The sequence below is a fragment of the Anaerosporomusa subterranea genome (genome assembly GCF_001611555.1).
GTDB classification, from domain to species: domain Bacteria; phylum Bacillota; class Negativicutes; order Sporomusales; family Acetonemataceae; genus Anaerosporomusa; species Anaerosporomusa subterranea.
This window is the reverse complement of record NZ_LSGP01000017.1, coordinates 396,193-422,640: the sequence shown is the minus strand read 5'-3', so window position 1 is coordinate 422,640 and position 26,448 is coordinate 396,193. Positions and strand designations below refer to the sequence as shown.

The 26,448-nt window shown below is 47.9% G+C and carries 22 protein-coding genes; 1 reads left to right on the top strand and 21 read right to left on the bottom strand.

Annotated features, from left to right (window positions below; translation table 11 throughout):
- From hemC to AXX12_RS19320, 10 genes are all read right to left on the bottom strand, one after another.
- The gene (gene hemC / locus AXX12_RS09430) at window positions 1–954 is read right to left on the bottom strand and encodes a hydroxymethylbilane synthase (RefSeq protein ID WP_407922252.1); all 954 of its coding nucleotides are present in this window, start codon (window positions 952–954) and stop codon (window positions 1–3) included.
- On the bottom strand, window positions 902–2,251 hold the full coding sequence (gene hemA, locus AXX12_RS09425; RefSeq protein WP_066241445.1) for a glutamyl-tRNA reductase: 1,350 nt from the start codon (window positions 2,249–2,251) through the stop codon (window positions 902–904). The genes hemC and hemA overlap by 53 nt, the downstream gene beginning before the upstream one ends.
- Window positions 2,220–2,864: a precorrin-2 dehydrogenase/sirohydrochlorin ferrochelatase family protein gene (locus AXX12_RS09420; RefSeq protein WP_066241442.1), complete on the bottom strand. Its 645-nt coding sequence runs from the start codon at window positions 2,862–2,864 to the stop codon at window positions 2,220–2,222. The genes hemA and AXX12_RS09420 overlap by 32 nt, the downstream gene beginning before the upstream one ends.
- A 305-nt stretch (window positions 2,865–3,169) precedes the next feature.
- Window positions 3,170–4,582: a decarboxylating NADP(+)-dependent phosphogluconate dehydrogenase gene (gnd, locus tag AXX12_RS09415; protein WP_066241439.1), complete on the bottom strand. Its 1,413-nt coding sequence runs from the start codon at window positions 4,580–4,582 to the stop codon at window positions 3,170–3,172.
- 349 nt (window positions 4,583–4,931) lie between these two features.
- Window positions 4,932–6,092 carry a type III PLP-dependent enzyme gene (locus AXX12_RS09410; protein WP_066241436.1) on the bottom strand — a complete coding sequence of 387 codons (1,161 nt, stop codon included), beginning with the start codon at window positions 6,090–6,092 and terminating at the stop codon, window positions 4,932–4,934.
- Window positions 6,093–6,443: 351 nt separating this feature from the next.
- On the bottom strand, window positions 6,444–6,782 hold the full coding sequence (locus tag AXX12_RS09405; RefSeq protein ID WP_066241432.1) for a Smr/MutS family protein: 339 nt from the start codon (window positions 6,780–6,782) through the stop codon (window positions 6,444–6,446).
- Window positions 6,783–7,141: 359 nt separating this feature from the next.
- Window positions 7,142–8,770: a putative polysaccharide biosynthesis protein gene (locus tag AXX12_RS09400; RefSeq protein WP_066241429.1), complete on the bottom strand. Its 1,629-nt coding sequence runs from the start codon at window positions 8,768–8,770 to the stop codon at window positions 7,142–7,144.
- Between the two features lie 89 nt (window positions 8,771–8,859).
- Window positions 8,860–10,863, bottom strand: coding sequence for an HD domain-containing phosphohydrolase (locus AXX12_RS09395; RefSeq protein WP_066241425.1), 2,004 nt, complete (start codon window positions 10,861–10,863; stop codon window positions 8,860–8,862).
- Window positions 10,864–10,987: 124 nt separating this feature from the next.
- On the bottom strand, window positions 10,988–11,428 hold the full coding sequence (locus AXX12_RS09390; protein WP_066241422.1) for a C-GCAxxG-C-C family (seleno)protein: 441 nt from the start codon (window positions 11,426–11,428) through the stop codon (window positions 10,988–10,990).
- 85 nt (window positions 11,429–11,513) lie between these two features.
- On the bottom strand, window positions 11,514–11,651 hold the full coding sequence (locus AXX12_RS19320; RefSeq protein WP_156478622.1) for a hypothetical protein: 138 nt from the start codon (window positions 11,649–11,651) through the stop codon (window positions 11,514–11,516).
- A gap of 192 nt (window positions 11,652–11,843) precedes the next feature.
- Here AXX12_RS19320 and AXX12_RS09385 point away from each other — a divergent pair, with 192 nt between their 5' ends.
- Window positions 11,844–12,083 (top strand): hypothetical protein, encoded by a 240-nt coding sequence (locus tag AXX12_RS09385; protein ID WP_066241420.1) that lies wholly within the window; start codon window positions 11,844–11,846, stop codon window positions 12,081–12,083.
- Window positions 12,084–12,324: 241 nt separating this feature from the next.
- On the opposite strand, the gene AXX12_RS19315 is transcribed toward AXX12_RS09385, so the two are convergent.
- The 11 genes from AXX12_RS19315 to htpG all read right to left on the bottom strand — a co-directional run bounded on the left by AXX12_RS19315 (window position 12,325) and on the right by htpG (window position 26,437).
- The gene (locus tag AXX12_RS19315) at window positions 12,325–12,567 is read right to left on the bottom strand and encodes a hypothetical protein (RefSeq protein WP_156478621.1); all 243 of its coding nucleotides are present in this window, start codon (window positions 12,565–12,567) and stop codon (window positions 12,325–12,327) included.
- 48 nt (window positions 12,568–12,615) lie between these two features.
- Window positions 12,616–13,983: a hypothetical protein gene (locus AXX12_RS09380; protein WP_066241417.1), complete on the bottom strand. Its 1,368-nt coding sequence runs from the start codon at window positions 13,981–13,983 to the stop codon at window positions 12,616–12,618.
- A gap of 109 nt (window positions 13,984–14,092) precedes the next feature.
- Window positions 14,093–14,680 carry a nitroreductase family protein gene (locus AXX12_RS09375; RefSeq protein ID WP_066241413.1) on the bottom strand — a complete coding sequence of 196 codons (588 nt, stop codon included), beginning with the start codon at window positions 14,678–14,680 and terminating at the stop codon, window positions 14,093–14,095.
- A gap of 104 nt (window positions 14,681–14,784) precedes the next feature.
- Window positions 14,785–15,459, bottom strand: a complete 675-nt coding sequence (locus tag AXX12_RS09370; protein ID WP_066241408.1) for a 3-oxoacid CoA-transferase subunit B — start codon at window positions 15,457–15,459, stop codon at window positions 14,785–14,787.
- A 1-nt stretch (window position 15,460) separates the two neighbouring features.
- Window positions 15,461–16,123, bottom strand: a complete 663-nt coding sequence (locus tag AXX12_RS09365) for a CoA transferase subunit A (RefSeq protein ID WP_197470687.1) — start codon at window positions 16,121–16,123, stop codon at window positions 15,461–15,463.
- A gap of 15 nt (window positions 16,124–16,138) precedes the next feature.
- Window positions 16,139–17,332, bottom strand: coding sequence for a thiolase family protein (locus tag AXX12_RS09360; protein ID WP_066241406.1), 1,194 nt, complete (start codon window positions 17,330–17,332; stop codon window positions 16,139–16,141).
- 133 nt (window positions 17,333–17,465) lie between these two features.
- Entirely contained in the window at window positions 17,466–18,824 is a 1,359-nt protein-coding gene (locus tag AXX12_RS09355) for an MFS transporter (RefSeq protein ID WP_066241403.1), read from the bottom strand.
- 157 nt (window positions 18,825–18,981) lie between these two features.
- Window positions 18,982–20,544, bottom strand: a complete 1,563-nt coding sequence (locus AXX12_RS09350; protein ID WP_066241400.1) for a PucR family transcriptional regulator — start codon at window positions 20,542–20,544, stop codon at window positions 18,982–18,984.
- A 24-nt stretch (window positions 20,545–20,568) separates the two neighbouring features.
- Window positions 20,569–22,107, bottom strand: a complete 1,539-nt coding sequence (locus AXX12_RS09345; protein ID WP_066241398.1) for a sensor domain-containing diguanylate cyclase — start codon at window positions 22,105–22,107, stop codon at window positions 20,569–20,571.
- A gap of 65 nt (window positions 22,108–22,172) precedes the next feature.
- Window positions 22,173–23,915 (bottom strand): GGDEF domain-containing protein, encoded by a 1,743-nt coding sequence (locus AXX12_RS09340; protein WP_066241395.1) that lies wholly within the window; start codon window positions 23,913–23,915, stop codon window positions 22,173–22,175.
- A gap of 560 nt (window positions 23,916–24,475) precedes the next feature.
- Window positions 24,476–26,437 carry a molecular chaperone HtpG gene (gene htpG / locus AXX12_RS09335; RefSeq protein WP_066241393.1) on the bottom strand — a complete coding sequence of 654 codons (1,962 nt, stop codon included), beginning with the start codon at window positions 26,435–26,437 and terminating at the stop codon, window positions 24,476–24,478.
- Between the last annotated feature and the right edge of the window lie 11 nt (window positions 26,438–26,448).

Genomic DNA, 26,448 nt, shown 5'->3' with positions numbered 1-26,448 from the left:
TTATTCCTCCTCAGAAGCTTTTGCCAACACGGCTAATAAATTACTGCCGCCGGCAGCCAACATCCGGTCTGCTAACTCTCTACCGAGAACTGCAGCATCGTCGCAGTTGCCGTAAATGACATCACTGATTTTCTTTGTTCCATCTAGCGATAAAATAACTGCCTGGAGCTTCAGCTCCCCGCCTACAATCTGGCCAAACACCCCGACGGGAATCTGGCAACCGCCTTCCAATACTTGCAGATAGGCGCGTTCAGCGGTTATTGCCTGGCGCGTAGCGTTATCTTCGAGACATGCGACCAAATCCTGAACAGTCGCGTCATCTGAACGTGCTTCAATAGCTAAGGCACCTTGCCCGACCGCAGGCAAGCAAATTTCTCTTGGCAGGACTTGCGTAATGCGTCCGCCCAGCCCCAGCCGTTTTAACCCGGCGACAGCCAAGACTATCGCATCATACTCACCGTTGTCTAGCTTTCTTAGCCGGGTATCTACATTGCCGCGCAAGTCCTCGATATTAAGATCAGTCCGTTTGGACAGAATTTGCGCTTTGCGTCGCAGACTTGATGTCCCCAGCTTGGCCCCCTGCGGCAAGCAGTCCAGTGATGCATAGGTATTGCTGATAAAGGCGTCATCAGGGTCATGGCGTTTGGTCACAGCTGCAATCATTAGACCTGGCGGAAGTTCGGCAGGCATGTCTTTGAGACTGTGTACCGCCAGGTCAACCTCCCCCAGCAGCATAGCAGTTTCAATCTCTTTAGTGAAAAGCCCCTTGCCACCAATCTTGGCCAACGGCGCATCCAAAAACTTATCGCCTTTCGTCACAAAGGTCTTGATCGAAACCTCCAATTGAGGATGAGCGGCGCGCAGTAGATCGGCGATATGATTGGCCTGCCACAAGGACAGCTTACTGCCCCGCGCACCGATGACAAGTCGGTTGGTTATTTGTGTCTTCATCATCTGTTTCCTTTCGGCAGCTTGGACTCTCGTCCTTGATCTCATCCAGCTTAAATAGTGTCGTCACCGCATCCAGATAGGGCTGCTCACGGCCGACAGCCGCAGCTTCGTGAATGCGAATAATCGGATCACGCAATAATTTTCGCACCAGCATACGCGACATATTTTCTACTACACGTTGCTGCTCTGGCGTACTATCAGGCAGTTTACCCAACGCCCGTTTTAACTCTCGTTGGCGAATAGTCTCAGCCTTATCAGATAATCTGACCAGAGTCGGACGAAAGGATAAATAGCGAAACTTCTCCAGAAGTTCGGCCAGTTCAGTTTCGATGATCGCCTCAGCCAGCTTCGCCTCCTGTTCACGGCTGCGGAGATTGGACTCGACGACAGATTCCAAAGAGTCAATATTGTAGAGAGAAACCCCGGCAAGAGCTTCAACTTCCGGCTCAACGTCGCGGGGCACAGCGATATCAATAAACATGATCGGCTTGCCGCGCCGCTTAGTCATCAAGTGAGCAACTTCCAAAGCGGTCACGATATAGTGGGGTGCCCCTGTCGAAGTTATAACAATATCCGCGTCTTGAGCGCTTTGCAAGAAATTTTCAAATGGTACAGCCACGCCGTGGAATTTATCTGCCAACTGCACGGCTCGCTCAAAGCGCCGGTTGGACACGAACACCGTTCTAACCCCGTTTTCGACCAAATGTTTGGCCGTCAGTTCGCTCATTTCGCCAGCTCCCAACACCAGCACATTCGCTTGCGACAGAGAACCTAACACTTGCTTGGCCAACTGCACAGCCGCATAGCTAACCGATACGGCGCTATAGGCAATACGAGTCCGGGATCGCACTGCTTTACCGACAGCGATCGTACGGTTAAACAATGTATTCAGCACTGCTCCAGTCATTGCCGCATCTTTTGCCAAGCGATAGGCTTTCTTCACTTGACTGAGAATTTGACCTTCCCCGACAACCAGCGATTCCAGGCTGGCGGCCACCCGAAACAGATGTCGGATGCAGGCCTCGTCAGTCAAATAAAACAGATGGTCTGACACAGTAATGGGACTACCGGCCAATTTAGCAAGCGAGTCGCGCATTAGCGGCAACGCCTCAGCTGTGTTCTCGACCATCGCATATACTTCAGTCCGGTTACAAGTGGAAAGAATGACACATTCCGCAATCTCCGGATATTTGCGCCAACGCGCCAACGTCTTTTTCACCTGTTCTTCCGAAAAAGCAAAACACTCCCGAATATCAACAGGAGCGGTCTTATGATTGAGTCCAAGTACCACTAACTGCACTACGTATCTTCTCCTTCGCCTCGCCCACTTTTCCTTGATGAACCAATTCAATCGCCGCAGCGTCAAGCGCTGTACGCCAGAACTGCTCTCGATCGGCTGGAGTAGCTAGACAATGTTTCATCTGTTCACGAACGGCGGCCAGCTCTGCTAAATAGTTGCCAAAGTCATCTCCATAGAGTTGCTCGATTTGTTCTCTAATCCGTCTGGCGAGAATCGGACTTGCGCCACCGGTTGATACTGTTATCAGCAAATCACTTCGACTGACAAGAGCAGGTAACGTAAAATCGCACAATGCCGGAGTATCGACAACATTAACCAACGCCCCCGCTTGACGCGCTTCCGCGGCTGCGGCGGCATTAACCGCTTCGTCATTCGTTGCGCAAATCGCCAAAAAACAAGCAGAAAGATCGCCCACCTGCCAAACTCGCTGCTGCCAGCAAATCGTACTGTTAGCAGCCAAATGTGCTAACACAGGCGTCAACTGCGGGCTAATGACAGTAACCGCCGCGCCTGCATCTAAAAGTGTCTCTACCTTGCGTTCAGCCACCGCACCGCCGCCGACCACAACACAGTCCCGCCCGGCAATATCTAAATTGATCGGATAATATCGCATAACACGAAGCTCCTAATATAGGTTTAACCTAATATATTTTCGACGTAAAGCAGGCTTTTCCTTTCTAAAATGCAGGATTTACTGCTTAGTTTCGACAGGATTAGACAAAAACTCCTAATCGCCAAGCTACGTGAAGAAGATTTGGCTTCCTCATCGTGCTATTAGCCAATATGGTTCAAACCAGAATCTGATTTCAGGGCGTTCAGATGCCCCAGATGCTAGGCAGCCCCGCTAACCCCGCAGCGACGCGTACTGGAAGTACGCTAGCAATGGGTTAGTGGGGCTAACAACGCAGATGGGGTATATCAACGCCCTGAAATCCAGTCAGTGTGGAATTTGCCCTGCCTATCCACCCGCTCATAGGTATGCGCGCCGAAATAATCCCGTTGCGCTTGCAGTAGATTCGCCGGCAACACGGCACGGCGATAGCTGTCAAAGTAATCGAGTGACGAACTAAACGCCGGAGTCGGCACGCCAAGCTGTTTGGCAGTCATCACAACCTGACGCCAATTTGCTTGTGTCCGTTCGAGGACAGACGCAAAAAACGGATCAAGCATCAAATTCGCGAGATTTTGATCGTTGCGGTAGGCATCCTTGATACGTTCGAGGAAGCGGGCACGAATAATGCAGCCGCCCCGCCAGAGAAGGGCCATATCACCAAAGTTCAGATTCCAGTTATATGTTTGGCTAGCAGCCCGCAGCAGTGCAAACCCTTGCGCATAGGAACAGATTTTTGAGGCGTATAGCGCGTCATGAATTGCCTTAATAAAGGCTTGTTTGTCTCCATTGTAGCTAGTCTTAGGGCCTTTCAGAATCGCAGCAGCGTTTACCCGCTCATCTTTATAAGCTGACATACAACGAGCAAACACAGCCTCGGTAATCGTCGGAGTGGGGACGCCCAAATCAAGAGCGCTTTGCGATGTCCATTTGCCTGTACCCTTTTGTTCAGCTTTATCTAAAATCATCTCAACCAGCGGCCGGCCAGTTGTCTCATCCATGACAGCAAAGATATCGCGGGTAATCTCAATCAGATAAGAATCCAGTTCTCCCTGATTCCATTCGGCAAACACGGTATGCAGGTCTTTGGCTGACAGTCCGACTACCTCGCTAAGTAGAGCGTACGCCTCACAAATCAGTTGCATATCACCGTATTCAATGCCATTATGTACCATCTTAACGTAGTGTCCCGCCCCATCGGGCCCGACATAAGAACAGCAGGGCCCGTCAGCAACCTGAGCGGCAATCGCGGTAAACAGAGGCGCCACTGTCTCATAGGCAACCTTGTCGCCGCCCGGCATCAGGCTTGGCCCCTTGAGCGCGCCCTCTTCGCCACCAGACACTCCCATGCCAATATAGCGGATTCCTTTAGCCGCTAACTCCATTGTCCGGCGACGAGTATCTTCAAAAAAGGAGTTACCGCCATCGATCAAGATATCTCCATCCGCCAGATGCGGCAATATTGATTCAATCATATCATCAACCGGCTTACCGGCTTTCACCATCAGCATGACAACGCGCGGCGACTTGAGCATAGCTGTTAAATCAGCCAAGGAGTGAGCGCCGGCAAACGCCTTACCGGATGCCTTACCGTTGATGAATTCGTCCACCTTCGCAGTCGTACGGTTATAGACCGCTACAGTAAAGCCTTTGCTTTCCATATTGAGAGCCAGATTTTCACCCATTACCGCTAAACCGATAAGTCCGATATCATATTTCATTTTTCTCCCCCTCTATATGCATTGCATCGTTATCAACATGATTCTGGCCGATCCAGCAGAAGTCCTGTTAGTTTTTCCCGATAACAAAAGAAAATCCTCCTAAGAAAAACCGCTGCGCGGTCTTTAAGAATGAAAAAACGATTTTTTGCCACGAAAACGCAAAGGGCGCATAGCGCCGGCGCGAAGGGTTTCGCATGGGAACAATGCGCATAACATTTTTCTCTTTATGCGTTCCCTTTGCGCAGGCGCGCAGCGCCTTTCGCGTTGCTTTAACCGGCTGAATCGCGTTCCCTTTGCTACATTAAAATGCTAAAAAACAGCGACAGATTTTTGTCTGTCGCTGTTAGTATTAACAGGCGTTGCGGAGTTGATTGCGAATCTCGGGTGCAATCTCTTCCCAGATGACGAATTTCGCTTTTGCAAAACCATTGAACACGGTTGCGGAAGCTGAGGTATAGGCGCCACAGGCAGGAACTAACAAAAGATCATCAATGGCGAGCGGCGGTGTCGGACGTTCGCGATACAGGACATCAATAGAGTCGCAACTTGGTCCGGCAAAGGTTGCAGTGATGTTCATGCCGTTTTTAAAGGTTTCTAACTCATAGTCCCAATGGTCGAAAATCACTCCGGAAAAGCTGCCATAGACGCCTTCGTCAAGGAAGTACCATTGCTGACCATTGCGAATTTGTGAGCCAATTACACGGGTAATGAGATTAACGGCCGTGCCGCAAAGCGAGCGCCCCGGTTCTGCCCAAATCTCGGTATTGGGGAAGTTTTCCGTCAGCGCTTCACTGATGGAATGGCACATGGCGGCAATGTCAATCGGCTCGCCGGTGGTCTGAATCGGGAACCCGCCGCCAATATCCAACAGCCGCAAGTTCAATCCGACAGCCTGAGCCTCATCAAACAGACTGCGACAAGTTGCGATTGCTCGCAGGTAAGGAGCAGCGCTTCTTGACTGACTGCCAACATGGAAACATAAACCAGCCACATCTAAACCCATGTCGCGTGCCTTAAGCAATAAGCGCATAGCATCAGTAGCCGGAGCGCCGAATTTTTGATTTAAATCAACCAAAGCATCAGGATTATCTACCCGGATGCGCAATAGCACGCGTCCGCCAGGGACCGCTTTAGCCATTTTTTCAATTTCCGATTCACTGTCAAAGGTAAACGTATTCACACCTGTTTCCTGGGCTTTAGCGAAGCCGCCTGCTGTTTTAACCGGATTCGCGTAGACCAGCCGGTCGGGCGAGATACCAAGGTCTCGCAGTTGCTGCATCTCACCATCTGACGCAACATCAAAGCAAGCGCCCAAATCTGCTAGCCGTTGTACGATTTGATCCTGAGGATTTGATTTCATCGCATAATACAGCTTAACCTTAGGCAAATGCTCTCGTAAAAAAAGGTAGTTCTTTTCTATCTGTTCCAATGATAGCACCAAAAGTGGCGTACCATGTTCTTTCGCCAATATGTTTACAGTGTCCTTGTCCAAACGGAATATGTTGTTCATTAACACTCTCCCCTTCACATTCTATTAAATAGTATCCCCCACAAAAGTCACGATATGATTGTAACACAATGAGTCAAATATGCAATAAAAATAATCGGAAAACGGAAAAAAACTTCCGCATTCATGATTAATGCGGAAGTTCCTCAAATCTCCTCAAGAATCCTCTGTTTTCCTACCAGAATTAACCCAGTTTCTAGCCCTTGCGGACAAAATGCGGCATCTCAATCACTAACTAAAAAAACCATATATTGGCCATCCTGAAACCAGGGTGACTGGTATATGAGTTTTTTAATTCCGTTCTTCTCAATTGTGTAACTGATTTCTCTGCGTCCTCTGTAATCGCAACCTCGCTTAAAGCAAAGCAATTGTAATCCCGGGGTTACCGAGTTCCAAATCACGGTCACGCTTGAGCTCCGGACAACTACTCAAAAGTTCGCGAGCTTCAGAGTGAAATACACTCCAGTCTTCACCAGCCACATAACAGCCGACCTTGCCACCCCGCCGCAATTGCGCCAGATAGCTGCGCATAGCGGTGCGGAGTTTACCGCCGACCCCGCTTGAACCATAACCATGAATGATCTTCACCGCCGTCGCTCGTTCTGCCCTGGCTCGGCGAATCTCAGACAACAGTCGGACTTGCGCCTGCTCCACCGTAGGCATGCCTGCTTCTAGATTGATGATTTTAACCATATCAGACACCCCTAATCGTATTTGTTGTTAATATTCGGTTTAGCATCAACCGCCTCCTCCTGTGCCAAAAAATAAAAAAGCCGTTGTGTGGTCTTTGGCGGACGGGTACGTTAACTGCAGGGTGCGCAGAGGGTACTGGATGTTTTTTGAACCGGTTACAATAACGCCATGCGTACAACTTGCGCCGTAAAAGAGTACGTCGCGCACGTTGTGCGAACGTTCTCTTCGCGCAGGCACGCAGCGCCCTTCGCGTTTTCGCGGTCAATGTTTATCGCCCATGTTTTGTCTGACCTCAGACTTGTCTAAACCAATACGCGGCTGACCTAATTGCAAAGGTCAGCCGCGTATTTCGTCCATATTTACTTGCTCGGGAAAAAACCCATTCGCCGCAATACCCGCAGCATCGGCCGCCCGATCATTGGCACTTGTTCGAGATCGGCCTGCTGCAGACCGCCTGCGATGATCAAAGCGCCGGTATAAACGGCCACTCCTACGGCAAAAGAAGCGATCGTGGCGAAGTTATTGCCAGCCAAGCGCGCCACTTCCCCATACATGCCATACATGACGATCCCCATGGCGGTAGCAGCCAGCGCCGGTCGCCAGAGTTCACCAATAGCCAAATGAAATCCAGAATAGCGATGCAGAAAATATAAGTTCAGTACTGCTGCCAGACCGATATCAGCCACGGTTGCCAATGCTGCTCCAGCAATGCCGAGTGCCGGCAAGCCAACCAGCAGCCAATTTAATATCACCTTAGCCAGAGCGGAAAGCCCCATATTCATCAGTGGCACAGTCGTGTGTCCCATGCCTTGCAATACACCTGTAGTAACCTGATGCAGACCGAGCAGAAATACGGACACTGCCATGATTTCGAGTGGCCGGCCTGCCTGCGGCGCATGATAGACCATGTCAGCAATTGGCGCGGCCAAGATTAGCAGAACAGCAAAAGCTGGCAGAGTCACCATGTGCGAAATCCGCACAGCTGTCGCAATTCTCGATTTGACGCCCTGAGTGTCACCGACCGCGTAGGCCGCAGAAATCGCGGGCACCAAGCTGGTAGCCATGGCAGCAGTGAGAATCGTCGTCAAATTAACTAACGGCACAGCCATGCCGGTCAGGTGTCCAAATAATTCTGTCGCCTGCGATACAGAATAGCCTGCATCCTCGAGACGCCCGGGAACAATCAGTAAGTCTAAATTGGACACCACCGGCAGCATCAAATCAGATACCGAAACCGGCAGAGCTAAAAGGACCAGTCGCCGGACAATCGTCCAGATCGGTTCCTGTTGAATTTCTTTAGGTTGAGCGGCAATTTTAGCTTTAGCCTCAGAGCGAACCTGCCAATAGTAATAAATAAGTACCATCAGTCCAGCCGCTGCTCCGGGTGCCGCGCCAAACGTGGCGCCAGCAGCCGCATACTCAAGTCCCTTCGGCAACAGCATGGAAGCAAAAATCAGCATGGTCGCCACCCGCAATAATTGCTCTACGACCTGAGACACGGCGGTCGGTGTCATGCGTTGCCAGCCTTGCAAATACCCCCGGAAGCTTGATAAGAGAGTCACAAAAAAAATCGCCGGTGCTAGTGCCAAAATCGAGTAATACGCCCTCGGGTCACGAATCAATTTTAGTTCGATCAGAAAATCCGCACCAGTCCAAACTGCAAGACTGAGAAGGAATCCGGTAAGAGTCAACACTGACAGGGAAACTTGAAAAACCCGCCCTGCCCCGCGATAGTCGCCCCGTGCCAGCTTCTCGGCCGTAATGATGGAAATCGCCACAGGCAAACCGGCAGATGACAGGCTCAGCGCCAGCAGGTAAACGGGATACGCCATCTGGTACAAGCCGATGCCTTCCGCGCCTAGTACTCGGGACAGTATTATCCAATTCAAAAAGCCGATTCCTTTAACAAAGAAGCCGGCAATACTGAGAATCAACGCTCCTTTTAAAAAGGAGCGTGTTTGTTTTTTCGGTTCTTTCTGTTCATCCATGTTCTACCTCGAACGCTGTCTATATATAGTCCAGCTATTACCCATTCTTGCATGGTTTATTCACAGGGCATTCTAGCAAGCCGATCCTATCAGACAAAATCATTTTGTCCTACAAAAATGGCAGTCAACCGGGGATCAAACTGCTTGCCAGAGCAATTCTTCAATTCGGCAATTGCCTGTTTATGTGTCAGAGCCTGACGATAGGGGCGGTTGCTGGTCATCGCGTCATAGGCATCGACGATCGCCAGTATACGGCATTCGAGCGGGATGTCGTTCCCTTTAAGTCCCATCGGATATCCTTGCCCATTCCACCATTCATGGTGGTGCAAAATATATTTGGCAATTGGCGCTAAGTCAGGGGTGGAGAGCGCAATCCGGTGACCAATCTCACAGTGTCGTTTCATTTCCGAATACTCTTGCTGCGTCAGCGGACCGGGCTTAAATAGGATACGGTCAGGAATACCTACTTTACCGATATCATGAAATTGTGCACTTAAACTCAGTTCACCCAGTTCTCGTTTAGACAATCCCGCCACTTCGCCTAAGGCGACTGCTAAACTTTGCATCCGTTCGCCGTGTCCTTCAGTAATGAAATCCCTGGCCTCGAGTGCTTTTTGCATCGCTCCTACGATGGTGCTACGAACACTTTGCGACCGATGTAGTTTTTCTCGATACATTAAATCATCAGCATCCTTAAACAGCTGAGCCATACTGATGTCGCGTTCAGATCTAGTGGCGTAACCAGTAGAAATGCTAAGCGGAAGATTTGGGTCACACAGATTGCGTTCCTCAACAAGTTGCCTAATCATTTGGCAGACTGCCTCGGCATTTCCCTCTACCTGCTCGGATAAGATAATCGCAAATTCGTCACCGCCGATCCGTGCGCAAAAGGCGTCTGCTGGCACAGCCTGTCGGAGAATGTCAGCAGCGGCAATCAATAACGCATCACCACGCTGATGGCCCATGCTATCATTAATCAGCTTCAGCCCGTCCACATCACAGATGATAATAGCAGACATCGCTTGCCCATCTGCCACGCAGCACAACTTTTCTTCAAACCGGGCTCGATTATAGAGTCCTGTCAGTGAATCATGCACATTAATATAACGCAGTTCTTTTTCTGCAATTTTACGCTGTTCCAGCTCGTTCTGCGCGGCCTGGTGAAGATAAGCATTATCAAGCGCAATGGAGGCTAACTCGCCGAACCGACAAAGTTGATCAAGTTCTTGTGGACCGAACTCTTGCCTTGTTTCCGGATTGCTGACTCCTAACACGCCAATCGTTTTACCTGCCGCAAACAGTGGCACCCCCATGATGGACTGAAGCCGAGCGGTTCTGGGCGCAGTCGACCGTCCTTCCCATTCTGCGTAATTGTTGACCAGCAACGGTTTAGTGGATTGAAAGACTCTGCCTGACAGCCCTTCGCCAAATTGCACCCGATAGCCTGCTTCCTTAGCATACATACCTGCGCCAACGATCAGTTCCAAAGTCTCTGATTTCTCGTCCGCTAAGTCGATAAAAGCGTTCGAGGTACCAACAAGTTTGCCAGCCCGACGCAAAATAGCCTCCAGGAGATCGTGGACATCTCGTCGTTCAAGCAAAGCAAGTGCCGTCTCATGCAAGGTAAAGAGGTATTCATTTTGCAGCTTGAGCTTTTCCTCTGCCGCCTTCCGCTCTGTGATATCATGCCAAATAGCGACAATGCAGCGTTCGCCATCATACTCCATAGCCTCCGCTGCTAACAGGCCAACCCAGATCTCACCATCTCGCTTGCGAACAGTTATTTCCAAATCGCGGATGGCACCTTCTGCTGCTAGCCGGGCTAGCATCTGGTCACGATCTTGGCTGTGCAGCCACATGCCTATCTCTAGGGTCGTCTTGCCGATCAATTCCTCACGCGTATAGCCCGCTATCCGGGCATAAGAGTTATTGACATCAATCAGTGTTCCGTCAGCCAGCCGGGTTATGGCGATGCCATCAGCCGCCGCCTTGAAGGCCAGCGAGAACTTGAGTTCAGATCGGCGCAATGCATTTTCCTGTTCATTCAGTTTGGCGACTAGGCCTAACCCGCCGACTTTATGCAGAGATGTCATTGCAGACACCCTTTCTCTCTATTTCACTCTGGTAAGATTCGACACATTTTTACGCTTTGCCTTTCGTTGGCAAAGAAAATTTTAAAGCAGCCCTGTCATTACGACAGGGCTGCCGGTCTTGGACCTACTTCTTCGCAATAAAACCGGCTAACAGTTCAGCCGTCCCACCCGTTATCTTCAGGCAATTGCGCAAGTGTTCCTTCGTGTCAAACGGATACGGGTTCAACATTCGGCAACAGGTTGCGCCGAACTTTTCCTCAAACCGGCGATGAAATTCTTGGGCGGCCGCATAGACAGGCGCTCGGTTTTGACTGGAATCAGAGCGGCCCTGCATTAGGCCAAGGACCATGATTGAGGCGCTTAAAGCACCACAGGCACAGCCCGCATGGCCAAACCCGCCGCCGAAGCCGGAAGCAATTTTTAATGTCTCATCGTCAAGCGGCAACTGCAAGCCATCGCGAAAGGCCCGCAAAATGGCCTCAGCGCAATTATAACCATTTCTGAAGTTATTCCCGGCTAAGCCCTTCAGATCTGTCGAAGTAGTGGAGACCGAAGTCTCTGGCATAACCATCCCTCCATTTCGCACTATTACTACCTACATCCCAACGACTGTCTCGAGCAGCACCCCGCCGCCGATCACTTCACCATTCTCAAATCGGATAGGCGCAGGCCAGATACGCTAAACCGAACGTAGCTTTATCTCCCCGCATAACAATCCGTCGATTCTCAGTCATGGCGCGAACCACCGCTGTACCGGCCTTTAACGGGGTACCTGCGGCAATCTTCAAATCAAGCTTTTTCCCAGGTCACTGGAAGAAAAATTATTTAGAGGCGGGAAAATTCGCAGTAAATGATTGAATATTTGGTCATTTATCGCCACAAGAATCCTCCTTGCGAACTTTAATCGTAGTAACATTTCTACAAATTATTGGCTTCACCTGCATAAACTGTTTAAAAAAGTAGACAAAGGAGAGACTGTCATGGATATCCGACACCTTGACTGGCCGCCATTCGAGGACGCCTTGTTTGAAAAAGCAAAACGGTTAGCCGGTACGACCTCCTCGGCCGCTATCGCCAGCAATGCGATCACCCTGTATGCTATGCTTGTCTTGCAGAATATGCTGGCCGAGCAAGCTTGCAACCCAAACGCCAACATAGAAGCAATTATTCTGATCACCAACAGCATCGCCAATTTGGCGGACAGCATCAACATAATTTAAGAGAAGGAAGCAGTGCTCCCTTCTCTTAATCGATAAACAGGCTATGACAGCGGTAATTGAAACAGTTCCTTAATTTCAGCCAACATACCCCATTGGAGAACATATATACCGATGAGCAAAATCGCCAATAGCAGAAAACTGCCACTTTCTACTCGATTTCACATATCATCCACCTCTAAGGTTAATGTACTGCAATACCGATATAACCGTGTTAAGGCAAAGTGAAAATTAGGTTATGATCTTACAGATGACGCCAGAGATAGACAGCGAACATGACCACCAGCGCCACTATCAGCGCATAACGTATGTTCATCCTCAGCCCCACAGCGTAAACACTCTGTCCGGAGAGTCCTGACATAAGCATGATCATACTGGAGAATGGCGACAAAAGAAAATACATAATATACCCTGTAATTAATGTTACTGCCAGCCCGGAAGGCACAAAGGGGACGCGATCAAAGTATTCCCAAGTCACTGCCGGCAAGGGCTGCGCCTATTTTTCCCGATGCAGTGTGATGTCTTGTTGCAAACTTTATATTTGACGCCAAACATGAATCGCAAAGGCCACCAGAAGCGCTAAAACCAAAGCATAACGCCCGTTCAGCCGCAATCCCATCTCATAGACATTCTGCTTAAAGAGTCCCGACAGAATCATCACCATGCTGGAGAATGGCGACAGCAGCATATACATAATATAGCCAGCGAGTAAACTGATCGCCAGTTGTACACTCGATAGTCCGATGTCGACTTTTCCCAGAGTAATTGCCAGCGACGAAATGGTAATGATCGGATGAATCCCAGCCATCGACAAGCCGGTGATTGTTGCAATAATAATTACCACTAGCACACTGGGACTGAAATTGTTCAAGACAGCCAACTGCGACTGAACAAAGATGATAGCTGGCGATTGCGCCAATGCATAGCCAAAAAAACCGATACTGATAAACAGCATAAACTCATTGCTCATGCCCGGCAAGGTGCTGCAGAAGTAATGAATAAGCTTCTGCCGGTAAATTCCGGTTTTCCCTAATGCGAACGCAAATAAAAGCGGTATGCCCAGGGCAATGATCGCCAATATAACATAAATACTCTTACCAACATAATGGATCAATGTCACCAAAGCCAATAAAATCAGTACAACCTGTACAAACAGTGAGAATAGATAACCCCGGCTTTCAGATTTACCGTCAAGCACCTGCGACTGTTCAGCAGCGGATTGGCCCTTCGGGCATGACTCGTCAGGTGGATTATCATATTTCCCCACTGCGCAGGCACCGATAAAAGCCAGTACAGAAAAAGCCAGTCCAACTCCCGCCAGCTCTTGCCAGGAAATGTGGACATACTTCAATACAACGGCGACACAAATCAGATTGGGCGCCCAAAACAGGTTGAGAATAAACCCCCGGGTAAGCGCCCGCTGTAAAATAACCGGCGGATACTTCGCTGCAATCGGCGCCAGCAGTTGATAAGTAAACGGAATTGTCGCCAAATTCATTAATACGCACAAAAAGGCAACTAAACAAAGCGTCATCAGATAAAACACATAATTCGTCCGGATATACCGGTTGGCAAACGACAGCAGAACGGTTTCATACGGTGCGTAATATAAGATAATGCCCAGCATAGGCGCAGTTAGCAGCAGGGTAACAATACCGGCATTTTCAATCACAGCATGGCCCCAGTTAAAATTGCTCGGGCCGGACCAGATAAAAAAGCCGCTGCCAATTAGCAACAGGATGATCATCTTCCGGTTTAGCGGTTTTAACTCCCGAACACTAAAACAAAAAACTAAGCCGGCAAGGACAGCCATAACGGTCGGCAAAAACGCCAAATGCAGAAAGGAATTCAGTACAAATAATGTTATAAACAGAGCGATTAGCCCCGACTTTAGCTTTGACAATCGATCCATCCCCGCTTTGCTGAAACTACTGGATTTAGCAACTAACCATCAGCGCTCAAAGTGAGTAATCACCTGAAGCACTGATGGCTAGGTTTACAAAATCAATTTATTACCGAATATAATTAACGCAGTCCGATTTCCGTTTCGCTGCCACTGCGCCTGCCAGATTCGGGTCTTTATAGCCCAAGCATACAGCAAACAGCGGCTGATACCGGGCCGGGATCTCCAGCTTGGCAACTTCTTCACTGAGAGTAAAGAAATAGTTGACCAATCCTATCCAGCAGCTGCCCAAGCCGATACTCTCCGCTGTCAGCAGCATGTTTTCAATCGCCGCCGCACAATCTGCCAGCGGGGTGTATGATCCAAATGTATGATGCGGCAGTTCCAGAGGAGATTTGGCTTCAGTATCGCCAGATACGATAATCACCGTAGGCGCGTTATGAAGAAGATGATAGTTTTCCGAGGAGCCAAGCCGTTGTGCCTTCTCCAAGGGCGAGGTTATCATCACCTGTTTCGCATTATTGCTGATCGAGTCAATCAATTCTTTGTTTTGGACCACAGTAAAGTACCAGGGCTGTGAGTTATGCCCACTCGGCGCATAGGCAGCTGCTTCCAAAACAGCAGCTAATTCAGCGTCTTTAATTTGCTCTGGCATGTATTTTCGAATACTGCGTCTTCGTTTGATAATGTCGAGCATAAACGTCCTCCTCACTTTGCAGATCGCCGGGATAAGCCATCGCTAACCGCGTCGCCATTCCCATTGATCTTCTGCGTATCAATTGCGAATTCCTTCACAACAGCTTACGCTTCCATCACCTTTAAATCAGCACTAACTGTAAACTCGAATTCCGTTACACTTCTTACATAGTCAACGTCGACTTCAGGGGCAATCGCTTTGAGAATGATTTTGCCATTTTCAAAGAAGAACATGGCAAGCTCGGTAACGACGACATCGACTTCGCCAAAACCTGTTATTGGCAGAGTACATTCCTTTAGCAGCTTTGATTTTCCTTTACTGGTATGCATCAGGGCAATGATAACTTTCTTGGCGCCAACAACTAAGTCCATGGCGCCGCCTACGCCAAGCATTTTACCATTAGGAATAATCCAATTAGCAACATTACCATGTTGGTCGACCTCAAAGGCGCCGATTACTGTTGCATCAATATGTCCACCTCTGATCATGCCGAACGAGGTGCTGCTGTCAAAAAATGCGCAGCCTGGCGTTTCTTTTACTGGCTGTCTACCTGCATTGATCAGTTGCGGATGGATTTCATCGCCGACAGCGATTGGCCCTACACCAAGCATGCCGTTTTCTGCTTGGATGAAGACATTGTCGTTAGTAATATAGTTTGAAACTTGAGTGGGGATACCGACTCCCAGGTTTAATATGGTGATATCTTCAACATCATTAAACAATGCTGCAATGTTTTTGGCAATTCTGCTGCTAGCAATTTCTTTATCGATTGTTACCATATTAGTTTACCCCCTTTACAATGGCTTTTACAAAGATGTGCGGCGTTACAATGCATTCGGGATCGAGCTCGCCGGCTTTGACGATTTCACCGACTTGGGCAATTGTATATTTCGCCGCTGTTGCCATTGCCGGATTGAAGTTTCTTGCCGATTTGCAATATACCAGGTTGCCCAGCTCGTCAGCCTTTTCAGCTTTGACTAAGGCTACATCTGCGTAGATTGCCTCTTCAAGCACATATTGTTTGCCATTATACTCTCTGGTTTCTTTGCCTTCGCCAAGTTCTGTTCCGGCTGAAGCCAGCGTGAAGTATGCCGGGATCCCGCATCCGGCCGCTCTGATTGACTCTGCAAAGCTTCCTTGCGGAATTAATGTTACTTTGATCTTTCCTGCATTCTTTGCTTCGGCTACGTCTGTGTTCCAGTTATAGAAGTTGCCGATTAATTCTTTTACTTGATTATTTGACAACAGTTTCCCAAGACCAATTCCTGGCGAGCCCAAGTCATTGCTGATGATCGTTAAGTCTTTTTTGTTTGATGCGACTAATGCATCAATTAGATCATCCGGACAGCCTCTTAATCCGAAGCCGCCAACCATGATTCTGTCGCCATCTTTTATTTTGGACATCGCCTGTTCGATGGTAGTTAGTTTATTTACTCTGCTCAATGTCGTCCCCTCCTATTAATCCAAATTTTCAAAAGCAATAGCCATTCCCAGGCCGCCTGCGATACAAATTGTTGCTAAACCATATTTTTCTTGCCGTTTTTTCATTTCATAAATCAGTGTTGCCGATATTCTTGCTCCTGAGCAACCCAGAGGATGACCTAGCGCGATTGCTCCGCCATTGACATTTAATTTATTCATGTCAATATTTAATTCTTTGGCGCAGGCTACTGATTGGGCGGCAAAGGCTTCGTTTATTTCAACAAGACCGAAGTCTTCTATTTTCATATCTAATTTTTTAAGCAGTTTTCTGGTTGCGGGGACAGGGCCGATTCCCATGACTCTAGGGTCTACACCTGTTGCTGCTGCGCCGATGATTTTGGCCAACGGTTTAATACCTAGTTCTTCGGCTTTTTCTTTCGACATGAGAATTAAGGCAGAAGCTCCGTCATTTCTTCCTGATGCATTACCTGCAGTTACTGTTCCATCAGTGAAAATCGGTTTTAATTTTGCTAATTTTTCTAAGCTTGTTGAACGCTTAGGATATTCATCAGTAGCAAATACAATAGGATCACCTTTGCGTTGTGGCAGGATTACCGGAACAATTTCATCAGCAAAGCGGTTGCTGTCGATGGCAGCGATAGCCTTTTGCTGGCTTGAGAGGGCAAATTCATCCTGTTCTTCGCGGGATACATTAAATTGCTTTGCTACGGTATCAGCGGTTTGGATCATATTAAATGTGCCATAAATATCTTTTGGCTGGGACTTTGGCTGGCTTTCAATGTTCGGATCGATAAATGCGGTGTTGCCGCTGCCCACACCGAAACGGGCGTTTCTGATATAGAATGGCGCTGTGCTCATGCTTTCGACGCCGCCGACTAATACGATATCAGAATAGCCGGTTTGAATCTGCTGCAGTCCATTAGTAATTGCCTGCATGCCTGACGCGCATTGTCTGTGTACTGTATAGGCCGGAACTTCTTCCGGCACTCTTGCCATCAAGGCTGCCACTCTGGCGATGTTTGGCGCATCGGTGGTTTGCTTAGTCTGGCCGATGATAATCTCATCAATCAGCGCTTTATCAAGCCCGATTTTATCAATTGCGCCTTCAATCACTGTTTTAACCAATACTTCCGGTTGGACATCTTTTAATGTCCCACCGATAGAGCCTATCGGTGTTCTTACTGCTGAAACTATGACAACTTCTTTCATTTATAGTTCCTCCCTCTTTCTGCTTTCGTCACACTCACTCGTTGTAGTGCGATGAGGATTTAATCGGCTTGCCAAAGCAAATCGATTAAATCCTCATGGTACTATTTTTGCTTAGCTTATAACCAAACGTTGCTTATACCCCTTTTTCTTCACCATCGTGGGCATGGTGAATAGCAAAAGCTTTTTTTTCACGATAGATAACATATACCGCCGCCACTGCAGCTGCCAAGCTTGTCAGTATGCCTAGATACCAAATGCCAAGAAATTCAGTATAGAAAGCACCGCCTTTGATGGAATACTTGACAGCCATGTAGCCGCTGGCAGAAAGCGCCATGGCGCCGGCAAATTGTCCAACCGTATTAATAATCCCCATGCTAAAGCCAGTCGCACGGATAGACCATATCTCAGCAGCAGATGCATTGATCAGTGGGAAAATATTGATGACAATGCCGCTGAAGAAGGCCAGCGCACCCATAGCAAAAGTGGAGGGAATCGGAGTTGTGTACACATAGAACATACCCGAGATGAGCAGCAGTCCAGCGAGGATGATGACACTGCGCGGAGTATTATTACGTTTCAGCAGATAATCAGACAACTTGCCAACCATCGGCGTACCAAATACCCGCCCCAAAACGTAGACTGTTGCCATCGCGCCACCGGCAACCATCGCTTTTTCCTTTGACATGCCGGTAGTTTGAATATAAAAGTCAGCAGCATACAGTGGCAGCCAGCCGGGTACAAGCCGGGCGGCAATCATATAACCAGACCATACTAGCGACATAACCCAAAGCGCCGGGTCTTTAATAACACTCTTTACGGTTTCAGCATAATTGCCATCTTTCTTCTTGTCTTCAGCCTTTTGAATCGAGGGCAAACCCATGTCGGAAGGGTCTGACCGCAGCATGAATGCACTCGAAATGGCAATTGCAAACACGACAATAGCCATGAAAAACGTTGATCCCCGCCAGCCAGTCAAACCGAAGATGCCGCCATCAGACATAGCCAGAGCAATCAGCGGAATCATCAGGAAGGTTAGCGCTTCACCTAAGCCGCCACCTGGCCCTGAGTACATTTCCATTGCAAAGCCGCGTTCTTTAACCGAGAACCACTTGGAAAGCACTGCCGTAATCGGCACATAGCCTGCGGCAGCCACAAAGCCCATCAATGCCCGCCAAGTCATTGCTTGCGTAAAGGTTGCACTGAATGCGAAGCCAGCCAAAAATAATGATAAGATCACGATACCTACAGGAATAACACGCCTACCTCCGAACATATCAGTCGCGCTTCCCCAAGGAATCTGCGCAAAAGCGTAAGCATAGAAAAATGCCGAACCCAACAAACCTAATTCGGGCTTACCGATGGCTAAGTCAGTTGTCAGATACTTTGTGATACTAGCATAATTCCATCGGACTAACTGAGAGGTACAATAGACTAACATGCAGGAAGACAGAATCACCCAGCGATACGTTGCTTTTCCCCACCAATAACTCATGAATTAATCCCCCTTATATTTACTATTATAAAGAATTAGCGTTTCAACAAAAAAAGCCTTCGTTGAAGGCTTTGAAAAAATAACAGGGTTTTTGTCGTTTTAAACAACCCGCTTTGCGATTGTTAAGTTGTATTGCAGAATATAACAAGCACAGTCCTTATTTATTGTAGATATATACAATATAGGCAGTGGTTATCGTATATCTGCCTTTAGCAGTGAAAAAGTCATGACCGGTAATGGTTTTAATTTTATTCAGACGGTACCTAATTGTGTTCGTATGAACAAACAGCGCTGTGGCCGCTTGTTCCAGGTCATCAGCAAAGATCATTGCTTCAATTGTCGGCAGGATCTGTGAATTATAACGGGCGTCCTGATCGAGCAATGGATTGATGATATTCGTCAACAAGTATTCCTGTTCAGGTGTGCCGACCGAATGCAACAACAAGATTCGAGCGAGAAAATGCGCATAGTACAGGATAGCGCTGTGGCCAAAGACATGCCCCGCTTTGATCGTGTTCTTAGCAATTTGATAGCTTGATTGAATATCCTTCGCATTAGCGACCGAAGGACCGACGCCAATAACAGCCGGAAAAGCATCAGAAAACACATCATAGCCCAGATTTTTTAGCCAGCGAGGTGGAATGGCGTCGTCAGGCTGCTCATTGGCACCAATAATCACTATTTCATTAGTCTTGTCAATGACCAGTGCCTCACCCAGCAATTCTTTAATTTTATTACAGCAAGTCCTGATTTGACTTATCGCTAAGGATAAATCAGTCTCAGCTCTTCCCCTCACAATGATAACCCGATACATTTGTTGATGCTTTAACCCATGTAATATGAGTAGTTCCCGCAACTCTTCTTCATTTAGATTACGTTTATACAGCAATTCATCAAGTAACGAAGTCAGCATTTTCCGTTCGGTTTCCAGTTGATCAATCAGCTTCATTGTCAGAAAAGTGGTTAGCTGACTCGCCATTAACATGTGCTTTTCGCTGAGACGTTCTGCATTAACAACAACCAAATAACCCAGCGCTTGTCCACGCGTCACACAAGCAAAGATATGCAAACCGTCATAATCAACCGGATTCAGGACTTCCTCCTGCCAGAGAATGTACTGTTCAAGCTTTTCTCTTACTGCCTGTGCAGCGTTACCATGAGTAGATTTTTGGTAGCTGCCTAATAATTTTAAATCAGCCTGGAAGCAATAAATACTGCTACCGGCTCGCCTGCCGAAGCCCCGAATATACTCATTGAAATCGCCGCTCACCAACGCAACCTTAGCCAATTCTTTATAGTGAGACTCGACCTCAAGCAAGATATTTGTCTGATAATTATTGAGTTCAGCGGTGATTGTTTGAATAATCTCGCGAAACTTTGTTTCTCGCCTGATGGCAAACAGAGGAACCTGATAGGAATTAGCTATATCAATAAGGTCTTGCGGAATGGCCTCGACAAACCGTTGTACCTTCACACCAAAAGCAGCAATGCCGCGCTTGGCTAATTCGGTATAATTTTCTACTTGTAGATCCTGACGATCTTTGTATGCATAGAGAGTAGTCAAGACAAACTCGCCGCCGCTTACCCATTCATAAAAGTCCGGGGTCTCGCTAACAGTCACATAGGTAATTACATTATTTATGCCGGCATGTCCGGCAATGAGAGTTACCGATTCTGAAAAAGCCTCTATTTCCATGACCTTTTTCACGGTTACCGCCATGTATGTCACCTCATTCTACAGGATTCAGCCAGAGACTTTTGCTACAACTACTCTGTTCCGCCCCTGCTCCTTGGCCCGGTACATAGCTTGATCGGCGGCATGAAGAACTGCCGTCTGGTCACAGTAGCATTGCCCAGTTCGACTATTATGGATAGCGATACCGATGCTTACTGTAACGGAAAGCCTCAGATTACCGGCGGCAAACGCCGTTACTTCCACTTCCTCACGGAAGCGCTCAGCAGCTGCAAGTGCACTTTTCACGTCTGTATCTGGCAGGATGACCGCAAACTCTTCGCCACCATAGCGGGCTGGCAAATCAATGCTGCGAAAGCTATTTTTCAGCATGCCGCCAAGCAGTTCTAAAATCGCATCTCCAGCCTGATGACCAGATTGATCGTTAATATCTTTGAAGAAATCGATATCAATCAGCAGCAGCCCCAAAGACTGCTTTCCGCGCTTGACCTTCTCAAACTCTCGGGTAAAGATGTAGTCAAACAGCCTGCGGTTGGGCAACTGGGTCAGCGCATCGGTGAGACTAACGCGCTGGATAGTATTGTATAACGCTTTCCGGTTCAATACACTAGCTAAATAGTCGATCATGCGGGCGGCAAAGCGCTCCACTCTCGCTTGAATAGCTTCAGAGATTGGTTTTGTTCGGTAGTACACGACTAGTCCGTGAAGTGTCTTCCGCCAGGCGACTGGCGCAATGGTCAGGACCTTTTTGGGCTCAGAAGCTGAGCTGCTTAGGTTATGCTTCATAAACAGTCCATCATTAATAAAATCCGAGTGATGCAGCAGTTTATCCAGCAATGAGGAATGGATGGACTTCTTTAGGGTTGTGACATCCTGGGTAGTAAAGCCGATCGCGATAACCTCTTGCAAAATATCATATTGAGAATCTGGCTCCAAGCCAAAAACAGCGATGCCGTCAACTGCAAACAAATCGCCCAGTGCCTTACCTAGCTTGTATAGCAATGTACCTTCTGCTGACTGGTCGGAGGCATGCACCTCATGCATAAAAGCATTCTCTATCGCCCACAGTCTGCAGTCTTCGGCATGATCATCCTGTTCAATAAATAAAGCTGCTTGTTTTGCCAACAAGGATAGTTGTCCCAGCTGCTCCTGGGAAAAGAAGTTTGGCTCATGCGAAAAGCATTCTAGTGTTCCAAGCAGGCCATTGCTATCGACAAGAGGAATTCCAATCATCGACTTGAGGCCTAGTCGCGCGACCGCTGACTTCAAGCGGTAATTATATTGTGACAAGTCAGCGATAAAGACCATCTGCTTCGCCAGATAGCTGTCACCCATAAACTTCTGTTCGAGAGTAACTGGCCCGGGGTTTAATGAACTTTCCCAAGCGACAGAGGAAAAAGTTTTCATTACTTGGTCATAGCGAGTTAAAAAGACATGTTCACAGCCAGTCAGCTGATACGCCGCCTGCACAGCCGCGGCAAGGGCCTGTGTCAAGTCATGGCGATTTTCAAACATTGTCATAAGCCCAGCGGTTAGCGCATCGTTTAGCGATACTACCGGTATGTTATCAGGTTGATGCTCATTTTCCATCAAAAACACCGCCATCCGGATCTTCATCTAAATATAATATATTCCCGTTTTTCCGCCAAACACCTTTAACAAAAGGTGCCATTTTGGTTAACGCCAAGCATTACACAATTTTTCCCGTTTTGTTTCGCCTTGTATAGTGCCATATCTGCCTGATGGATAAACCACTCTAGATCCCGGTCTTCTCCGGTTACGTTTGCTACAAGACCAAAACTGGCGCTAAGCTGCAATAACATGTCAGTCTCGCCAACTTGAAAACTGCTCTTTTCTAGTGCGGTTTGTATCCGTTTGACAATCTTCAGCGCCTGCTCCTCAGAAGCGTTAGGAAAGCAAAAGACAAACTCATCACCGCCAAAACGGCCGATAAGGTCATATGGGCGACACTGGCTTGTAACGCAGGTCGCAAAATGCTTGACTGCTTCATCGCCAATTAGATGACCATAGCTGTCATTTAGCTGCTTTAGGTCGTCTAAATCGGAAAACAGGAAAGAAATCGGCATGTTCTCCCTTGCCGCCCGGCTAAGCTCAGCCTCGGCCAGCAAATAAAAGCCGCGTTTGTTCAAACAACCTGTTAAAAAATCAGTCATCGCCAAGTGCTCGTTCTCTGTCATTAATCGCCGTTCTTCGGCTATACTTGTCTGCAGGCGCTGCACTCCTTTGTTAATTTGGCCGATTTCATCCGGTCGCTGCAATTCCTCGTTGAGGATACAGATTTCTTCGTTGCTGCCGAGTTGCTCTAATGCATAGATAATTCTCTGTAACGGACGAAATAAGCGCTGTTCAAAATAGGTGATGCAAAAAATGACCAACAAGAGGCAGGCAGCAAATTGCCCAATTCCGGCGATAAACAGCCACTTTGCTTTGACCAGCATACCATTAACATATTCCTGCATTTTCGAATCAGCTACATCAATTAACAAATAAATCGTATCAAACGCAGACACCGAAAGTTTCTGCAAATGCGCGACCGAATCCGAGTCGACCTGCCTCGATTGGGCAAGAGAAAGCTGCATTTCTTGTTCAGGGCGATATTCATTATAGTAGTGGAGAAATACCTGTTCTTTAGCCTTCGTGATCTCCGGCTCCGCCAGATTCGTCACTTGCATTTCGATACCAGACCAGAGAGAATCTGCCTGCATTTTGAAAAAAGCAATTTCATCATACTGCTGGGGAGAAACAGCATCCGGTCTGACCAACACAGTGGTAAGCGAGGTTGCATGATGACCAGCCAGTTGCCGGAAACTTAAACTATCCAACACAAGTTGGTGATATAAGAAAAACTTTCCTGAGTCTACTCGGGCTCTGCCCAGATGGAGCAACACATTTTCTACCCGATAGATAAAATCAGTAGCCTGCTTCAACCAAATTCGGGCAATCCCCGGCTGCCTCGCTTCATAGCTTTTACGCGACTCGGTGTCAACCTGCTGGCGCAATTCTACTATTGCTGCATACGATTTAGCCAGATCAGCTGCTTGAGGCGGATGTATTGATGCTAGCTGTTCTAAGGCAACGTTTAAATGCTCCTCTGACAAACGCCGCCTCGTCTCAATGAAATTACGGTTCTCCTCGCTAATCGGCGACATGGACCGCAAAACAACATTCATTCGTCCGCGTTCAAGTGCTAGGTCTCGCACTGCCCGCGTAAGCTCCCTGGTAATCTGCGAAGTCTGTTCCAAGTTTCTGGCGTTTTCATAATTATCTCGCGCTATATAAACAATAAATACTGATAATGCCAGCAGAAAGAAGCTAATTACCAAAATAAACCCAATTATTTTCCGTTGCAAAGACTCCGGCCGAGACCATAACCACACTTTCGTCACACCTTCATTCTTCGCCGAATATGCCAGGATGCAGAATTAATCGCAACTTTAGCTGTACAGAAAAAAGGCTACACACAACCAGGACTTTTGTCCCAGCATATTGTAATTTATTCAAGACAAGCATCTATTCTTCCTGCAATTGCATAAAGATATTCATGGCGAGAATAGGGGCACGTAAACTGCGTCGTTAGTGCATGCCCCTATACCTGCCCTCGCTCAGAGTAACCGCGGAGAGCTACATTTTATATAAAAAGGACGCCTCTAGCAACGCCAGAGACATCCTACAAAACATAATCTAGACTAGTCGCCTTTCTCCCAGATATCCCCGCTCGGTACGCCGCCTGCCCGCAGTGTTGCAAAATACGATTAACACGAGTGTCACTAACGATACACGAGCGACACAAAACGGTTTTCCTTAGTGTCGCTCGTGTCGTCTCGTGACGCTCGTGTTCCGTTTCTTGCGCTACAAGCCTTCGAGACGCCTCACAATTTATACGTTGTAAACGCCTTAAAGAAAAGCGAGCCCCTCAATCGAGGAGCTCGCTTTTCTGTTATTTCCCGCCTCTAGCCATCAGTTTTGCCACTTTATTAGCAAAACCAACAGGATCTTCGGGTGTGATGCCTTCCATTAGAAGGGCTTGATCGTATAATAGAGCGCAGTAATCCTTAAAGTTGTCCGACTCTGGCCCTGCTTCGTACAAGCCTTTCAGCACAGCGAATAATTCATGGTCTGGGTTGATTTCGAGAATCCGTTTAGCCTTGAACATTGAATTGTTCATCTCAGATAAGATTTGTTCCATCGACAGACTGATGCCATTATCGCCGCTGACTAAGCAGACGGCACTTGATTTCAGGCGGCTGCTGACCTTGACATCGGCAACCTTGCCGGAAAGCTGCTCTTTTATTGCTTTAATGAGCGATTCATTGTCTTTTTCGACTTCTTCAGCCTGTTGTTTAGCCTCAGGCGCTTGGATATCGTCCAGGTTCAAATCACCACGGCTGACGGATTGGAACTTTTTCTCTTTGTATTCACGCAGCGCGTCGAGGGCAAATTCGTCGACACGGTCGAACAGATACAGTACTTCGATATTCTTCTCCCGCAGCAATTCCATCTGCGGCAGTCGCTCCACTGCCGACTGATCCTTGCCGGTGGCATAATAAATGACTTTTTGGCTTTCAGGCATGCGGCTGACATATTCAGCCAGCGTAGTTGCACCATCAGGCTGATTAGAAGATGGGAACAGCAACAAGTCTTGCAGTTTTTCCCGGCTAGTAAAGTCTGAATACACACCCGCTTTCAAAGCCTGGCCAAACTCTTTCCAGAAGGTTTCGTATTTTGATCGATCCTTGCTCAGCATTGTCTCCAGCGTCTTCAAAATGCTTTTCTCCAGGTTTTTGCCGATCAACTTCAATTGCTTGCTGTGTTGGAGCAGTTCCCGCGAAATATTCAGTGAGAAGTCAGGCGAATCCACCAAACCACGGACAAAGCGCAGATAGTCTGGCAATAACTCCTTACAGTGTTCCATGATGAACACATTTTTTGAATACAATCTTACCCCGGCCTCGAATTCTTTCATGTAAAAATCCATCGGTGCTTTTGCGGGAATGAACAGCAGGCCAGTGTACTCGACTGCACCTTCGACTTTGGAGTGGAGAACTTCCAGCGGATCTTGCCAATCATAGAACAGACTCTGATACAACTGATTGTATTCTTCCGGCTGGATATCTTTTTTGGCGCGAGTCCAGAGCGGTGTCTGGGAGTTAAGGGTGCGGAGCTCGATCGTCGTCTCTACCGGAGCGTCTTCGATCACCTTGCCCTCAGCATCACGCGGTTTTTCTTCTTTGATAAAATTCATCTTGACCGGATAGCGAATATAATCCGAGTACTTCTTGACCAGGCTTTGGAGAGTGTAACGGTCAAGGAACTTCTCGTCCGATTTCTCCGATTGGCGGTATTCCTCATTTAGAGTCAGAATGATTGAGGTGCCACGTTTTTCTTTATCGATTTCTTCAATACTATAAGTTCCATCACCGGTGGACTCCCACTTCACGCCCTTTTCCTGACCAGGAGCACGGGTAAGCAAGGTAACTTTATCTGCCACCATAAAGGCGGAGTAAAAGCCGACACCGAATTGGCCAATTAACTCTGTATCATTTGCCGTGCCAGCTTCTTTTAGCTTTTCAAGAAAGGCTTTCGTGCCAGACTTGGCAATGGTGCCGATATTCTCAACAACTTCTTCATAGGTCATGCCCATGCCGTTGTCAGAGATGGTCAGGGTATGTGTCGCCTCATTAGGGACAAGCAAGATTTCAAAATCACTGTCGCCTTCCAGCAGATCTTGGTTCGTCAGAGAGGCAAACCGGATCTTATCGATGGCGTCAGAAGCGTTTGAGATAAGTTCCCGCAGGAAGATCTCGCGATTTGTGTAGATGGAATGAACCATCAAATCGAGAAGTTGTTTTGTTTCGGCTTGAAACTCCCGGGTTTCTTTCATGATTGGGTCACGAGACATGTTATAACCTC

Bases quoted from the DNA above. Each gene is read 5' to 3' on its own strand.
- AXX12_RS09400 (WP_066241429.1), bottom strand. From the start codon at position 8,770: ATGGATGAACAGAAAGAACCGAAAAAACAAACACGCTCCTTTTTAAAA.
- AXX12_RS09385 (WP_066241420.1), top strand. From the start codon at position 11,844: ATGGATATCCGACACCTTGACTGGCCGCCATTCGAGGACGCCTTGTTT.
- AXX12_RS09395 (WP_066241425.1), bottom strand. From the start codon at position 10,863: ATGACATCTCTGCATAAAGTCGGCGGGTTAGGCCTAGTCGCCAAACTG.
- AXX12_RS09370 (WP_066241408.1), bottom strand. From the start codon at position 15,459: ATGGTAACAATCGATAAAGAAATTGCTAGCAGCAGAATTGCCAAAAAC.
- AXX12_RS09345 (WP_066241398.1), bottom strand. From the start codon at position 22,107: ATGGAAAATGAGCATCAACCTGATAACATACCGGTAGTATCGCTAAAC.
- AXX12_RS09390 (WP_066241422.1), bottom strand. From the start codon at position 11,428: ATGCCAGAGACTTCGGTCTCCACTACTTCGACAGATCTGAAGGGCTTA.
- AXX12_RS09420 (WP_066241442.1), bottom strand. From the start codon at position 2,864: ATGCGATATTATCCGATCAATTTAGATATTGCCGGGCGGGACTGTGTT.
- AXX12_RS09350 (WP_066241400.1), bottom strand. From the start codon at position 20,544: ATGGCGGTAACCGTGAAAAAGGTCATGGAAATAGAGGCTTTTTCAGAA.
- hemC (WP_407922252.1), bottom strand. From the start codon at position 954: ATGATGAAGACACAAATAACCAACCGACTTGTCATCGGTGCGCGGGGC.
- AXX12_RS09360 (WP_066241406.1), bottom strand. From the start codon at position 17,332: ATGAAAGAAGTTGTCATAGTTTCAGCAGTAAGAACACCGATAGGCTCT.
- AXX12_RS09405 (WP_066241432.1), bottom strand. From the start codon at position 6,782: ATGGTTAAAATCATCAATCTAGAAGCAGGCATGCCTACGGTGGAGCAG.
- AXX12_RS09410 (WP_066241436.1), bottom strand. From the start codon at position 6,092: ATGAACAACATATTCCGTTTGGACAAGGACACTGTAAACATATTGGCG.
- AXX12_RS09355 (WP_066241403.1), bottom strand. From the start codon at position 18,824: ATGAGTTATTGGTGGGGAAAAGCAACGTATCGCTGGGTGATTCTGTCT.
- htpG (WP_066241393.1), bottom strand. From the start codon at position 26,437: ATGTCTCGTGACCCAATCATGAAAGAAACCCGGGAGTTTCAAGCCGAA.
- gnd (WP_066241439.1), bottom strand. From the start codon at position 4,582: ATGAAATATGATATCGGACTTATCGGTTTAGCGGTAATGGGTGAAAAT.
- AXX12_RS09375 (WP_066241413.1), bottom strand. From the start codon at position 14,680: ATGCTCGACATTATCAAACGAAGACGCAGTATTCGAAAATACATGCCA.